The following is a 14,803-nucleotide window of genomic DNA, read 5'->3' as shown; positions in this document are numbered from 1 at the left end:
AGGTCTATGACAAAGACCAGAAATTGCCCGCGAATGGTGAACTGTTGACTGTGCAGCCCCTGTTATGGACGGGGGCGGTAAAGGGCCATGCATGGATGGTGCGTCCTTTACCTGTCGCGATGGTGCGCGGCTGCGCCTTTCGGCGATCCATGATTGATGCGCTGGAACAGGCGAACATTCCCTGGCTGGACGCGGTCGATACGGAGAGTGAAGATTCCACCTCAGTCGCCGTCGCTGCAGACTTCGCAGTCCGCCCTGAACTGCCAACCTTCAGCGACCCCGGCATCGAAGTCATCGATCACCGCGGCGAACTCCCAACCCTACCCCGATGCAGCATAAACATGTATCTCGCAGACGGCCCGAATAAGGTTCTGGCGGAAGAATTGGCGATCTATATCCGTGGTGCTTTTGGAGGGTAGGGAGAGGCGTTATTATTATTGATAGTTTTAAATTCGAAACCATAATACCTGTATTTATAAATTTAAGCTTATGAGAAATTTTATGACTTTTCCTTTATTCGTGTCATCAATAGCTCCTGATGTTGAGGCCATAATCCAATCCAAACTGACTGCTTTGGAGACAAAATACGACGTCCAAATTTTGTTCGCTATTGAAAGTGGTAGCCGAGCTTGGGGATTTCCTTCACCTGATAGTGATTACGATGTGCGATTTATCTATGCTCACCAACCTGATTGGTATCTCAGCATTGAACCAAAACGTGATGTCATTGAACTTCCCATAGACGGAGATTGGGATATTAATGGCTGGGATATCCGAAAAGCATTAGGGTTATTGATTAAACCAAACCCTGTAATGTTGGAATGGTTATCCAGTCCGATCCAATATCGCTGGAACGAAGTTGTGTGTGAGCGATTGAAGACTTTTGCCGCTAAGACGACTTACGGTGAATCCTGTCTGCATCACTACCGAAATCTCGCTACTAAACAGTGGGATAAACATGTAAGCGACAATACTGATGTGAACCTCAAGAAGTATTTTTATATTCTGCGACCTGCGTTGGCGATATCTTGGATAAAGCATGTTCCGAATACACCGCCTCCGATGAACTTTCATGAGCTCGTCGCGGGTCAAAATTTGTCACCTGGCTTAATTGGGCACATCGAAACTCTACTTGATCTTAAGAGTAAGGCGAAGGAAATTGGCTGTGGTCAGCGGATCGCAATGATTGACGATTTTATTCAAGAGCAAATGCAATGGGCAACAGTCGTGGCGAAATTAGATAACCGCCCCGACCTCCTGGATGAGGGGGGCGATATCTTTCGCAAAGTTATAAAGGGCGACCTATGATGTTCTGGGATCTTAGTGTGAAATACTCTCTAGAGCGTGACTGCTTATAAAGTGGTCTCAGATTTGGGTAAGCACGTTTCGTTATTGATAGGTTTCAATTGCAGTATTGAACTATGAGTTCGGTCAAACTCCGTATTTGCCTAACTCTCATGCGACCTCAAAAACCCCGGACCACCCAACCCCTGAATGCTTTTTCTTGCAACGATTATCAGGATAATCGTGGAAAGTAGCAGGCCGCTCCAGACGGCGGTGAAGACGGCGGCCCAGACGCCCCATGTGCCCCAGTTCAAGACATAGATGAAGAGCGCGGCGAAACCTGCTGAGGCGAAGATTTGTCTGTAAATCCCGATCCATACGGTCCAGATCGGGCGTTTGATGCCTTGGAAAAAGGACATCATGGCAAAGAGGGTCAGGTAGGCGGGCAGCATGGGGGCGGCGAGGAGTAGGTAGTCAAATCCGGTGGAGATGACGTCTGGGTCCTGAGTGAAGAGGCCCAGCAAGAACTTGCCGCCGAGTAGGAGTAACAGCGCCCCGATGAGCATCATGCCGATGCCAGTTCGCACGCACCACCAGAAGGCATAGCGCACTCTGTCGAGTTCCTTGGCGCCGTGGTTTTGGGCAATGATGGGCAAGAGAACGATTGTCAGCCCCAGGCCGGGTAAGAGAATAAGTTGCTCTATACGCAGGGCAATGCCATAGGCGGCGACGGCGGTTGCGCCAAAAGGCTGCAAGAAATACTGGATCACAAAAACGCCCACGGTGATGGTCAGGAAATTCAGGCTTGCGGGTGCCCCCTGTGCCACGATGTCTTTGATGATCTTAACGTGGGGAGTGAAACAGGACAGGGTTGTGTTTATCATCGCCCGTGATTTCAAGGCGTGGGAAAGCAGATAGAAGGCCACGAACCATTCGATAATAACGGTCGATATGGCGAGACCGTCAAAGCCAAGCCCCGGAATGCCAAAAGCACCAAATATGAACAGCGGGTTCAAAGCGCAATTGGCAACAAATCCCCCGATCAAGGCATTGCGGTTTGTCACCGTGTCCCCTTGGGCGCTTAGGATACCGTTGGCGGCAAAGGCAATCATAAAGGCTGGCGCGGCAAAGAGGATAAGGATCAGGTAATCATGGGCTAAACCTCGATAGCCGTTGAAAACCCCGAGTAAATCCAGCAAATGGGGGATGGTGTAATAACCAGCCGCGCAGAGCAGGAAAGAGAAGAGAGTGGCAAAGCTGAGACCCTGTGCCGCGATATCTTTGGGTGATGAGGTGCTTTTGGAGGTGGTAATATCTTGGGTGCGAAAACCATGATCCCCGGTTGTGTGATTCCCAGTTGTCTGGCCCCGAGTTATCTGGTTTAGGTTCTTACTATTCTGGGATTTATGGTCCTCGGGCTTATGATCTGTGGGCTTATGATCTTCGGGTTTATGGTTGGCTGGTTGGGTTTCTGTCTGAATAGTGGGTCTGGCCCCGATGGCTGTTCCTACTAGGGCTGAAATACCCTGTCCTAGACCAATACCAAAGGCGATGAGGATAAAAAACACGGTAAAGGAAACTGACAGTCCGGCCTGTGCATCTGTCGAAATCATGCCGGCAAAAAAAGTATCGACGACATTGTACAGGGTATTAAAAAGCATCCCGATGCCAGCGGGTATTGCCAAGGCTTTGAAATGGTCGGGAATGCTGCCGCGAACGAGGTTTCTTTCCCGGTGCTTTTTAGTGCTTTTTGTGCTGGCTTGGGCCACGGGGAAACTTTCTGATTATTTCAAATAGGATTTATTCCACAGGTCAGTTTATTTCTTTCCTTGGTTCATCATTCTTCTTTGATCCGCAATCTGGGTAAGGGTGCTTCGCCAATCCGGATGGGCACGGGCCAAATCGTGAAATGTATCTTTTTCCAGTAATAGCAGGTGGGAATAGCTAATGGATTTAACTGATGCACTTCTACTGGTTTCGTTGAGAAGGGCCATTTCGCCAAAGAAATCGCCATAACCAAGGCGGTGAATCTCGTCTCCTACACTAATCTCAACTGCGCCACTTTCGATGAAATAGAGACCATCGGCGCGGTCTCCTTTTTTGAAGACGTAGGCTCCATCGGCGAGAACGCGGGTTTGTAGCTCTTTCGTTACTTGGGTTAATTCAGAAACGTCCAGATCTTTGAACACTGGAAAAGATGTTAAAAGCTCGACAGTTTTTGCCTTGATATCAACATGGGTTTGCGATCGCCTTGTGGCATGAAAGAAATTTGCTTCGCTTGTCAGGCTTCGTGCCAAGTCGATACTTATTATTCCGGCTTCGCGAAGGTTTTTTATTTGTTCCAATTCATCCCTGTAAGCGATGCGTTCCAATATTCGTCGATCAAGGGTTCGGGCAAATTTAGGATATTGCAGACGTAATGCGGCCAAGTGCCGTTCAATGCTGCCCAATCGTTGATCAAGGATTTCCTGTAACAGCGTAACGGTCTGTGTTCCCAACAGACTTTGAAGTCTTCGATCAAGGAAGCTTTTCAGTTCTAATACAAGAATGCGGTTGATTAGTAAAAAATGAAAGTGTTTACCAATATGCGATGCTATTGGGCGATTAAAGTCCAGATGGGTATGTGCCCAGCTTAACAACTTGAACCGTGTGCTGTGCCGGTAAGGTTTTTTTGCGGCTGAAATATATCCTTCGCGACCGCTTTCCCTTGACGCATCGATCATGTCTTCGATGACAAGTAAATATCTATCGACAAGGTCATGGCGGAGAATGCCGCTTATTCGTTGATCAAACAAAAGCGACTTTTCTTGATTGGTTAAGGCCACCAGGCCAATGATCAGTCTATCGTTGTCGTTAATTTCGTGTTCATATGATTTGTCATCTGCGATGCGTGACAAGCGGTTGATATATTGTTCGGCTGTTTGCCGGGTCAATTTTGGATCCAGTTGAAAACGGCTGGCAAAACTATTTAGGCTGGATTGTACCGTTGACAGGGATTGAGTTAAGACTTGGACCCGAAAGGCGCGTTCGATCGGGGCGAGTTGGTCAAGTTTTAGCCATTTCATCAAGGCCGTTAATGTTGTCCCCTGTATCAATAGGGTAAATAGAGCAAAACCAGTGGCCTGGATTGCAATGAAGCGCTGTGTTTCACGATCTATCAATGGGTTTTCTGTGACGGACAAGGCAAGGGCAAGTGTAACAGCACCGCGTAGTCCCCCCCAGACAATGACCGTTTTTGTGGGGTTATCAACTGGTTGTGTGATTTTTAACGCTGTTAAAAACGGGAAAAATCCAAACAGGATCAAGGCCCTTGCAACCAGTGCCGCGATAACTGCTGTGAGAATAATCAATAGATCAGAAAAGGCAAAATCCGATAGCAGATCCGGCACAACAAGGGCGGCAAGAATAAAGACCAGACCGGTTGCCCACCATGCTAGTTGTTCTAAGGTTTCTTGAAAGAACTTGAAGGTTTCTGGTTCAAACCGGGGACGTGCCATGGCGCTGAGGACAAGGCCGCTGGTGACCACAGCGACAACACCGGATATCTCGATATAGTTCTTGGCCAGAATATAGATTACAAAAGGTAAGGCGACGGTAATTGTTAGCTGGGCAGAACGAAAAGAGCTAAGCCAAGAAATCAGAGAGATCGCTATGCGGCCACAGATTGTACCTGTGATTATCCCGCCAAGAAACGCAAACCCAAGTTGTTGGACGAGAAGACCGAATTCATAGCCACCCCCTGAAATAATAAGAGTTAGAAATGCACCAAAGGCGGCAATGGCCGTGGCATCGTTCAAAAGGCTTTCGCCTTCGACCAATCGGGTCAGACGTTCAGGAGCACCGAGGTCTCGAAAAAGACTGATAACCGCGCTGGGGTCGGTTGTGGCAACAATGGCCCCGAACAAAAGGCAGACCACAAGTGGCGCACTTGAAACCAGAGAAACAGCCCCACCGATTAAGGCTATGGCGACAAAAACCCCCAAAACGGCAAGGAAGATGACTGGGACAGTGTCTTTTGCTAGACGCCTGACATCAATGGTGATAGCCCCTTGAAAGAGCAGGATCGGCAATAAAACATCGAGAAACGTTGCTGATGAGACGGGTATGTTGACGACCAGTGCAGCGACTTCGTTAAACTGATCCGTCAGGCGGGTGTGGAGAAGCCAGCTTGCGCCAGAGGCAATAATGACACCGATAAAACCTAGTACAACGGTAAAGGGCAGACCTGTTCTTCTGGCCAACGGCTGGGTACAGGCGGTGACGATAAGAAGGGCAGAAATGGTTAGGACAATATCTGAAACTGGCAAGCGCTGTTATCCGTGACGTTAGGCATTTGTATTTTCTAAAGTAACTATATATGCCGCTTTACAATTTGCCCCAAGTTTTTCTGCAAATAATCAACAAACAAGTGCATTTTTATTTGGTTGTCACTGCTATTGGGGACAAACGAGGGGAGTTTTTCAAGCCTTGGGGTGGGCTGAGGTAACCTTTAAGCGGACTCCAACTCTCTTAACCAGAACTTACCCAAACCTTTGTCTCGTCTCAACCAACCCTCAAATTGATGCAGGATCAACGTATCTTTCGACAGGAAAGTCCAATGTAATCTGTGTGCCCTTTCCGACTTTACTTGTCAGTCCCAGAGTTCCATCATGAAGTTCTGTTAGCATTTTGCTGAGAGATAGGCCGAGCCCGGTTCCCTCGTGTGCTGTACGAGCATTAATGCGGGCTTGCCCAAAGGGCGCGAGCACGACCGGAATATCGTTCTCTTCAATGCCACATCCGGTATCACTGATGATCAGTTTGATGCTGTGATCACTGTTCTTTTTAAGATCAAGAAGAACTTTACCGTCATTCGGGGTGAATTTTACGGCATTGGTAAGCAGGTTAAGCAGGATTTGGCGCATGATGCGTTCATCCCCACGAAAATAAACTTTTTCTTTGGGGGCTGTTACCTCGATGTTAAGGGCCGCAGCATCGGTCCGACCCCGTATGATTTGCATACAGGCTGAAATGGTATCTTTCAGATCCAATACATCTTCATTCAGCTCAAACTTCCCTGATTCAACTTTGGATATATCCAGAACGTCGTTGATCAAATTAAGAAGGTGTTCGCCGGAATGGTGGACGTCATTGATGTATTCCCTATATCTGGGGTGTCCAAGATCACCAAGCAATTCATCTCGCATGACTTGGGTAAAGCCAAGGATGGAATTCAATGGTGTTCGCAATTCGTGGCTCATGTGTGCCAAGAATTCAGACTTGGTATTGTTGGCAATGTGGGCTTCGTCTCTTGCCCGCATCAAGGCGAACTCTGCTTCTTTAATATCGGTAATGTCTTTTTGGATGCTGACGATATAGCCGTCTTCGGTCACTCGATCACTTAGAAGAAGATACCGATCATCCTTAAGTTTCACGACAGTTGCTTTTGGGGGACCTTTGGCGAGATCAGCGCGTCGATTCATATAATCGTCTTCACTTCCCTCAATAACAATGACGGTGCCTCTTTCTATATCGAGTTTACCCAGTTCGTAGCCGACAACCCCCTGTTTTGCTTCGTCGTCGCTGTAGCCATAAAATTCTTTAAACTTGCTGTTACATATAACCAACAACCCATTCGGATCGTAGAGCACAAAACCTTCGCTCATTGCCTCCAGCGCGTCGACCAGCATTTTTCGGGAAGATACCGCCGAATTTTTAACTTTTATTTCTTCGGTAATGTCATACCCGCAAAACAAGAGGTAGTTTTTATTCTTAAGAACAACGGATTGAATAGATACTGAAAAATCATGCAATGAACCGTCTTTGCCCCTTAGACATGCATGAAAGCGGCTCACAGCCTTATCAGTTTTTATACGTCGGATCATCTCGGCCCGTTTTTCCGGCCCTAACCAGATATTAAGCTCCTGAGATGTTCGCCCCACGACCTCTTCCCTTTTGTACTTCAGGGTTTTAAGCCAGGCATCACTAATGGCGTGGATTAGACCAGTTTGGGGATCGGTGATGACAAAATAAGTCCCTGAAGCAGAGAAAATGGCTTCCAGAAGTTCTGCTGAATCAAGCTTGAAGTCCGTGAATAAGGATTCCGGGGTTGGCAATTCTCGTCCTCTTATAACAACAAACTTTTTAAAGCTCTGTTCTTTATTAATTTATTTTGAAGAGCTTGTGTTTAAATAAGAAAATAAAACGTAACAGAAGTTACAAGGGGAACGCAAATAATTGCGCTCCCCTTGTTGGATTAAAATTAAATATTTAGTACTTGATTTCAACCTATGAAGGTGCGGGATCTGTTCTGAATAACCCCAACTTGTATCCTGTTCGTGTTGCATTGTGGGAAAGTATGAACAGGGTCAGAATTGTCATGAGAATTTCAGTCACAGGCCCGACATACCAGATCCCCACTTCGCCAAAATACAAGGGAAGCACAAAGGTTAGCGGAATAGAGAAAAAGTAGGTTCTCGTCAGGCTGATAAGGGCAGATCTTTTTGCGTCCCCAATAGCTTGGAAAAAACCGGATAGAATCAAGCTGGGCCCGAACGCGAAATAAAACAGGGTGATTAGCGGTAGTATACGTGCTGTTTCGGCAATGATTTTTGGGTCATCGACAAATATTGATCCCAAAGGCCCCGCCATAAAATGGAAAACCAGTTGCAATGACAGACAGTAGCTGAATGCTGTGACGATTGCAATTTTCAGACTGTTGTTGACGCGCGGGAATATTTGCGCGCCCTGGTTGTTCCCAGCAATGGTTTGAAAGCCAAGGTTCAACCCAAGTAACGGCAAGAAACTGAAGGTGAGGATACGTGTTGTGATGCCATAGGCTGTCACGGTGGCTTCGTAATTGCTGCCGCCCCATTTTTGAAGCGAATAAAATACCGCGCCGGATGACAAGGAAATCCCCAGATAGGAAAGGCTTTGCGGGGCACCCAAGGCAAGGAAGTCGCGCCAAAAGGATGTAATTCTTTCGACGGGTGAAAATATAAGGGAAATAGCTGATGATGTGTTGTAGCGATAAAGAATAACCGCGATCAATGAAAGCGTTTGTGCGAGCAAGGTGCCATAAGCAGAGCCAGCGACCCCCAGATCCATTTGGACAATAAGCAGGTAGTTAAACAGCACATTTAACAAGGTCGAGAGAACCGAGATAAAGGTCATGAAGCCGAGTTTGCCTTCGCACCTGAAAGCATCGACACTGATGGTTAGGATAAAGATGAGTGGGGATCCATAAATAAGAATGGATATATAGGTATATCCCATCGCGCTTAATGTCTCAGACCCCTTGGTGACCCACTGGATCATCTGATCGCCGCCAAAGCTAAAAATGGCGATAAGAATAAGACAGACAACCCCGGAAAGCATATAGGCGCTGGTAAAAGCTGTGCTGGCTTTGCCAAATTCTCTGGCCCCCAGTAGACGGGCAAGGACAGAGGAAAAACCACCTGATACCCATGTTGATAGTGCGACAATGAGCATGAAAACGGGGAACATCATGGTGACTGCTGTCAGGGCGTCGGCCCCCACAAATTCACCGAGAAAATAAGCGTCAACCACTGTAAAGAGGCCGTTAACCAGCATGACCAGAATAATTGGCGTTGCTGTTTTAACGAATAAAAGAGGCAAAGAACCGGAGAGAAAGAAATTTTGCTGGGGTTGAGAAGCGTTGCTCACAAGGAAATCCTTTGAGGAATGGAATTATTTATAATCGGTGAAGCTTTACAGGTAGAAAGCAGGGGGCTGTGGTTGTGAATTATACCCAATTCACTAGGTATGTTTTGATCGAAATTGCTTTCATGGAACGATTTCTGAAGGTCAAAAAGCATAGATAAAGTTGAGGGTGTGTATTGATTAGCATTATTTGAGAATGTTTGGCACATATTATTTGATTTTAAGTGTCAAATAATCAATTTTTAATTTTTAAGTTATATTAGGGACGTGTTTGTAGTTTTAATAATGATTTTTAGAAAAAATCCTATTATTATTAGCACTATACTATGCTTATTTGATTGATAGTAAGTTGCAGAGTTTTGGGTATTTTTTATTGAGTCTTGTTGTTTGTGTGAGGTCGATCCCTTCTAGCTATTTATAGGTGGGTATACTAGTCTTTATTTAAAAAAATGAAGCTCAGTACATTATTTATAAAAGCAACTAATAAAATTGAACTGAATCAATGGGAGGACTAACAAGTGAACAATAAGATTAATGAAGACCTGTCACCAAAGGGAAAAACATCTGATACCCAAAATACTTCAACCCGGCGTTCCTTTTTAAAGTTTGCGGGCACCACGGCTGCTGTTGCCGGTGGGGCTACGCTATCAGCACCTTTTATCAGCGATGCGAATGCAGCCGCGGGACACAAGTGGAAAGTACAATCGACTTGGGATGCGGGGACGACTGGTTACACCTTGTTTGAAGAGTGGTGTAAAAGTTTTGAAGAACGTTCTGGTGGTGAATTATCTATTAAGCCTTTTGCTGCAAAGTCTGTCGCTGCAGATAATAATGCCTTGTTTGATTCAGTTCGTAACGGGGTTCTACAGGGAATGAACCCCTTTACGCTCTATTGGGCAGGGAAAATTCCGGCCTCTGTTTTCTTATCATCTTATCCCGTTGGCCCAGATCAGCCAGCACAGTGGGACACGATGTTCTATGGATTGGGGATGTTGGAAAAGGCAAGAGAGATCTATGCCAAGTTTGGCTTGGTCTATGTCGGGCCTATTCAACATGACGCAAATATTATTCATTCTAAAGTGCCTGTCAGTAGTGTCGAAGATTTCAAGGGGCTGAAGCTAAGGGTTCCCGGTGGCATGGTTTCAGAAGTGTTCCAGTCTTTTGGGGCCAGTACTGTAAGCTTACCGGGATCTGATATTTTCCCGGCGCTAGAAAAAGGTACAATTGATGCGGCTGATTATGTAGGGCCTGCGGTCAACTGGGATCTAGGTTTTGGGCAGGTTACAAAACATATCCTGTTTGGCCCTCCCGGACTGATGTCTGTTTACCAACCTGTTGATTTGATGGATTTGACTGTTAATAAACGGGCTTGGGACAAGCTTTCTCCTGCCATGCAACAGTTTGTAGAAGATCAGGTTAAAACCTATTCCCTTGATCATTATGTTTCTATCCAAAAACGTAATGTAGAGGCTCTGAAGAAATTCACAGACAGTGGCAGTTCTGTGTCTCGTATGGGACAGGCCGATCTGGACAAATTCCGTCAAGCAGCGATCCCGATTTGGTATAAGTGGGCGAAAAAGGATGCTGATGCATCTGCTGTGTTCAAGATCCAGCTCGACTATATGATGAACGGTATTATGGGGTATATCTCTGCCTCTGATATTAAAGGGCAGAGCCTGTAATCTTAATTTAAGTTTGTCATCCTTGCTGACAATGCAGACGACAGAATAGTTGGTTCTGAAGGGCCAACTATTCTGTTCGTTCGCACAGGCATGATTATCAGCTCGTCATTTTATCAGAAGTATTTGGGAGGTACCCATGACGGACGGACCAGATTTTGGTTTCGTGTTGCCGCATTGGCTTTACTGGACGTGGTTGGCTGTAATGCCGCTGGTCTTGATTTATTGGGCAAATGTACAGGAAAAGCACAAAGGAAAACCACGACAAGACACAGATGGAGTTAGTCTTCCTCAGGACGAGGCGGGGGTCATTCAGTATAAAGAAAATGCTTTTACCCGTACCATAGATAAAATCAGCGTTGCTTCGGGATATCTTTGTGCTTTTTGGACTGTGAACGCGGTTATTGCGTATTTTTACGAAGTTATTATGCGTTATCTTTTTAACATGCCGACCATTTGGGTGCACGAAGCCAGCTTCCTTTTATTTGGGATGCAATATTTAATATCTGGCGCATTTACGTTGAAAGAAGAGGGGCATGTCCGGGTGGATGTTCTTTACATCAAGCTTCCATTGAGGGGGCGTGTCGGGATGGATATTTTCACATCTGTCTTTTTCTTTGTATTTATCCTTGCACTGGTTGGTACGTCTGCGACGTTCTTTGAACAGTCTTATCAAATGAATGAAACAACCGTTGAAACATGGGCAATCCAGTATTGGCCTGTGAAAGCAATGATGTTGTTGGGCGGGGTACTGATTTTATTTGCTGGTATAGCTAAACTGACAAAAGACATCATGACCTTTCGCTCATTAGGGCAGGGAGGGCAGCTTAATGGCTGATGTTAACGGTATTTCTTCACAGCAAAATAAAATGGGTGCACCTTCGCCACTTAACAATTCAATCGGGCGCTATGGCACTATATTTATGGTGGTTTCAACCCTTGTGGCGTTCTGTGTATTAGGTGTGGAGCTCGTTAATATTCTCTTCTTTGATCCTTATGAAGATGAATATTTCCTTTTCCGTTCTGCGGGAATTTTGGCCGATACGGATATCAGCACACTAACCTACATTATGTTTGGCAGTCTGTTTGTTCTGTTGATGATGGGGCTGCCTTTGGCCTTTGTTACCGGGGGGCTTGGGGTTGTTTTTGTATATCTGGTTGGTGATCAGATTATGCTGAACATTATCCCGTCACGTATTTTCCCCATGATGACGAATTCTGATTTGGCGGCAATACCCTTGTTCATCTTTATGGCTTCGATGCTAGAACGTGCCGGCTTGATCGAAGAGATGTTCGATGTCGTCTATAAATGGATGGGCGGGCTTAATGGCGGGTTGGCTGCTGCAACCATTCTTGCGTCGACAATATTGGCCGCGATGGTTGGGGTCATTGGTGCTGCTGTTGTTACAATGGGTATCATTGCCCTGCCTGCGATGCTTAAAAGGAATTATGATCCTGAAATTGCCTTGGGGTCTATTATGGCCGGTGGGACGCTGGGTATTCTAATTCCGCCATCTATTCTGGCTATTCTCTACGCGGTTGTTGCTCAACAATCTGTCGGAGAACTCTATCTCGGTGCGTTGGCTCCTGGCTTGTTATTGTCCGGCCTTTATATTGGCTATGTCTTGCTTCGATCTTATTTGAAGCCAGATTTGGGGCGCGCAATACCCGAGAACGAAAGGTTGAGCCTGTCTGAAAAACTGCGGCTGTTGTTAAAGCTGGTCGCGCCGTTATCACTTATTGTTGTTGTTCTGGGACTTTTGTTTGCTGGAATTGCAACCCCTGTAGAGGCTGCAGGTATTGGATCTTTCGGGGCTATCATCGTTGCGATTATGCATGGTCGCTTTGATCTGATTGCTTTGAGAGAAGCATCAGTGACAACTGTTAAAGCCTCGGCAATGGTTCTCTGGATTATTTTTGGGGCTTCTATCTTTGTCGGGTTTTATATTCTCCAAGGTGGTCAGGCGTTTATCAACGACGCGATTTTAGGATCGGGCTTATCCCCTTATGGCATTCTATTTGTAATGATGGTGCTTTTGGTCATCTTGGGGATGTTTTTGGACTGGGTTGGTATTCTATTACTCGCGGTTCCGATTTTTGTGCCTATCATCAAAAGTTTGACCTTTGATGGTCTGTTTGGGTTTCCTGCTGTCGAGGGAGACAAGGTCGCGTTGTGGTTTGGGGTTCTGTATCTGATTAATATGCAGATGTCCTTTTTAAGTCCCCCGTTTGGTTATGCCTTGTTTTATATAAAAGGTGTTGCGCCAAAAGAAATATCAATGGCGACAATCTTTAGATCATCGCTTGCTTTCCTTGCTTTACAGGTTGTGGGGCTGGTGCTGTGTATCCTGTTCCCGGCAATTGTGACGTGGTTGCCAGAATTGGTTTACGGATAGTTTGGCTGGTTTTCATGTACTGAGGGTCGTTTCCCTCAGTACATGGTGCCAAAGTACATGGATTTGTATGGTATTGGATTAGGGTTAATTTCTGTGGCAAATCTACAGATCGGCGATGGGGCCGTAAAAATCGATTGGAAAATCAGCCTGATTGCGTCCTTCGACATTAAAGGGTGATTTTACCCGCCCTTTGAAGAGTGTCAGGATAATGTTCTGCCAACTTTTAACCGGGTCTTCATTGTCTTGCTGACACAGGTATTCAAACCAGCGCTTTCCCTTGGCAACATGGGTGATCTCATCGTCATATATGACCTGTAGGCGGTCCGCACTTTCATAATCTTTGACGAGCTTAAGCTTGTCGATCATGCCGGGTGTGACATCAATCCCGCGGGCTTCGAGTACCATGGGAACAACGGCCAAGCGGGCTTTGAGATTGTGTTCTGTAACTTCTGCTCCTTGCCATAACCCGGCATGGGCAGGTAACGCCCCATAATGGGACCCCAGTTGATCAAGTCTTTCACAAAGCAACAGATGATGCCGTGCTTCATCGTCTGCGACGGAAACCCAATCATCGTAAAAGCCTTTGGGCATTTCAGTCGAGGCAAAGCGAACGATGATATCCCAACACAAGTTTATCGCATGAAGCTCTATATGTGTCAGGGCGTGAAGTAGGGCGACACGACCTTCTACTTCGGGGGTAATCTTTCTTCTGGGAACCTCTTGCGGAGGGACAAGGATGGGGGCTTCTTCTCGCGCGGGCTCTTTTGGAATCTCTGCGGTACCGATACTTTTGATATCACCTTGTTGCCAAGCTAAGGCAAAGCGACGACTAAGTTTTGCCTTTTCGATGGAATTGGCTGTCGTTAAGGCAATACGGGCTGCTTCTGACAGAGTAGCGGGAATCTTTGTCATTTATTTGCCTGTTAAATTTATTTCTGTGTGTAATTTATTTGTTGCGTAAAAGACTGAGAATAGGCTTGCGACTACCGATGTTTAGGCCAAAAGGCTGGCGAGATCAATATCACCATGTCTTTCGTAAAAATCACTGGGTAAATCAAATGACATCCCGATAATAGTGTCTTTATAGCTGAAATAATTCACTGTAATTATTTCTGTTGTTTGATCATTGTCATCAAAGGATAGTTCTTCTTCAAGGGTGATGATTTCGACATCATCTTCAAGGACGTCTTCTTTTTTGAGGATGAAGTGTTCTTGATCGGATTTAAGACTTACCCAGCTGTTATTTGACGTATTATTTTCAAATAGAGTCAAAGCTTCGTTATCTAGGACAAAGAAGCTAAACCCATCTCCGCCGAAAACGGCAATTTCATCTGTGAAGAACAGTAGGGCGTCGTCATCGAGCTCTATATAAATATTGTTGTCTTCGTCGATAATATTATATTCATTTCCCTTATTGAATTCAGCAAGACTGATAGCGTTGGATTTATCCAACTTGGCATAGATAAGCGAAGAAAAGTTGTTATGTGTTGCTACATTTTCTAGTAACCGGTCAAGCCCAATGCTTTCTGTATCTGGGGTAGTGTTTGCGTTCAGGTGGTATTGTCCGTCTACAAAATCATTAATTTTTAGAGACTGTGATCCGGTCGTGATGACTGCCTGTGGCCAGTTTGCATTTGTTGACAACAAGGGCGTTTCATTTGGTGTATTCGGATCATCATTCAAGATGGTTTCGTTCAAAGAGGATACTGGATGTTCATCATCGGCATTTGCCGGGTTCATCTGAACAAGTACTAGAAAAAGAGCTGCACGAGAAAGGGCGGT

At 45.8% G+C, this 14,803-nt stretch carries 10 protein-coding genes and 1 pseudogene; 5 read left to right on the top strand and 6 right to left on the bottom strand.

The features are described from left to right. Together Q0241_RS03990 and Q0241_RS03985 are read left to right on the top strand one after the other, a co-directional pair. Window positions 1-419: pseudogene (locus Q0241_RS03990) on the top strand (hypothetical protein); the annotation flags it as partial. Window positions 420-501: 82 nt separating this feature from the next. Next, window positions 502-1,308: a nucleotidyltransferase domain-containing protein gene (locus Q0241_RS03985; protein ID WP_299373483.1), complete on the top strand. Its 807-nt coding sequence runs from the start codon at window positions 502-504 to the stop codon at window positions 1,306-1,308. Between the two features lie 140 nt (window positions 1,309-1,448). Here the strand turns inward: Q0241_RS03985 and Q0241_RS03980 are convergent, their stop codons facing one another. The 4 genes from Q0241_RS03980 to Q0241_RS03965 all read right to left on the bottom strand — a co-directional run bounded on the left by Q0241_RS03980 (window position 1,449) and on the right by Q0241_RS03965 (window position 8,949). After that, window positions 1,449-3,053, bottom strand: a complete 1,605-nt coding sequence (locus Q0241_RS03980) for an MATE family efflux transporter (protein WP_299373480.1) — start codon at window positions 3,051-3,053, stop codon at window positions 1,449-1,451. A 48-nt stretch (window positions 3,054-3,101) separates the two neighbouring features. Next, entirely contained in the window at window positions 3,102-5,591 is a 2,490-nt protein-coding gene (locus Q0241_RS03975; RefSeq protein ID WP_299373477.1) for a cation:proton antiporter, read from the bottom strand. 246 nt (window positions 5,592-5,837) lie between these two features. Continuing rightward, the gene (locus tag Q0241_RS03970) at window positions 5,838-7,379 is read right to left on the bottom strand and encodes a PAS domain-containing sensor histidine kinase (RefSeq protein WP_299373474.1); all 1,542 of its coding nucleotides are present in this window, start codon (window positions 7,377-7,379) and stop codon (window positions 5,838-5,840) included. Between the two features lie 172 nt (window positions 7,380-7,551). Continuing rightward, the gene (locus tag Q0241_RS03965; RefSeq protein ID WP_299373471.1) at window positions 7,552-8,949 is read right to left on the bottom strand and encodes an MATE family efflux transporter; all 1,398 of its coding nucleotides are present in this window, start codon (window positions 8,947-8,949) and stop codon (window positions 7,552-7,554) included. Between the two features lie 515 nt (window positions 8,950-9,464). Between Q0241_RS03965 and dctP the strand changes: the two genes are divergently transcribed. From dctP to Q0241_RS03950, 3 genes are all read left to right on the top strand, one after another. Continuing rightward, complete coding sequence (gene dctP, locus Q0241_RS03960) at window positions 9,465-10,628, top strand: TRAP transporter substrate-binding protein DctP (RefSeq protein WP_299373468.1); 1,164 nt, start codon at window positions 9,465-9,467, stop codon at window positions 10,626-10,628. Between the two features lie 136 nt (window positions 10,629-10,764). Continuing rightward, window positions 10,765-11,463, top strand: a complete 699-nt coding sequence (locus tag Q0241_RS03955; protein WP_299373466.1) for a TRAP transporter small permease subunit — start codon at window positions 10,765-10,767, stop codon at window positions 11,461-11,463. Then, entirely contained in the window at window positions 11,456-13,021 is a 1,566-nt protein-coding gene (locus Q0241_RS03950) for a TRAP transporter large permease subunit (RefSeq protein WP_299373463.1), read from the top strand. The genes Q0241_RS03955 and Q0241_RS03950 overlap by 8 nt, the downstream gene beginning before the upstream one ends. Window positions 13,022-13,123: 102 nt before the next feature. Here the strand turns inward: Q0241_RS03950 and Q0241_RS03945 are convergent, their stop codons facing one another. Beyond that, window positions 13,124-13,933 (bottom strand): ferritin-like domain-containing protein, encoded by an 810-nt coding sequence (locus Q0241_RS03945; protein WP_299373460.1) that lies wholly within the window; start codon window positions 13,931-13,933, stop codon window positions 13,124-13,126. Between the two features lie 81 nt (window positions 13,934-14,014). Next, the coding region (locus tag Q0241_RS03940; RefSeq protein ID WP_299373457.1) for a hypothetical protein at window positions 14,015-14,803 on the bottom strand (789 nt) is incomplete at its 5' end.

It is taken from the genome of uncultured Kiloniella sp. (genome assembly GCF_937128705.1).
Classification (GTDB): domain Bacteria; phylum Pseudomonadota; class Alphaproteobacteria; order Kiloniellales; family Kiloniellaceae; genus Kiloniella.
The sequence above is the reverse complement of the archived record's forward strand: the minus strand, read 5'-3'. Positions and strand labels throughout refer to the sequence as shown.

Coding starts and splice junctions, on each gene's coding strand:
- Q0241_RS03945 (WP_299373460.1), bottom strand. CDS start 13,933: ATGACAAAGATTCCCGCTACTCTGTCAGAAGCAGCCCGTATTGCCTTA.
- Q0241_RS03985 (WP_299373483.1), top strand. CDS start 502: ATGACTTTTCCTTTATTCGTGTCATCAATAGCTCCTGATGTTGAGGCC.
- Q0241_RS03955 (WP_299373466.1), top strand. CDS start 10,765: ATGACGGACGGACCAGATTTTGGTTTCGTGTTGCCGCATTGGCTTTAC.
- Q0241_RS03950 (WP_299373463.1), top strand. CDS start 11,456: ATGGCTGATGTTAACGGTATTTCTTCACAGCAAAATAAAATGGGTGCA.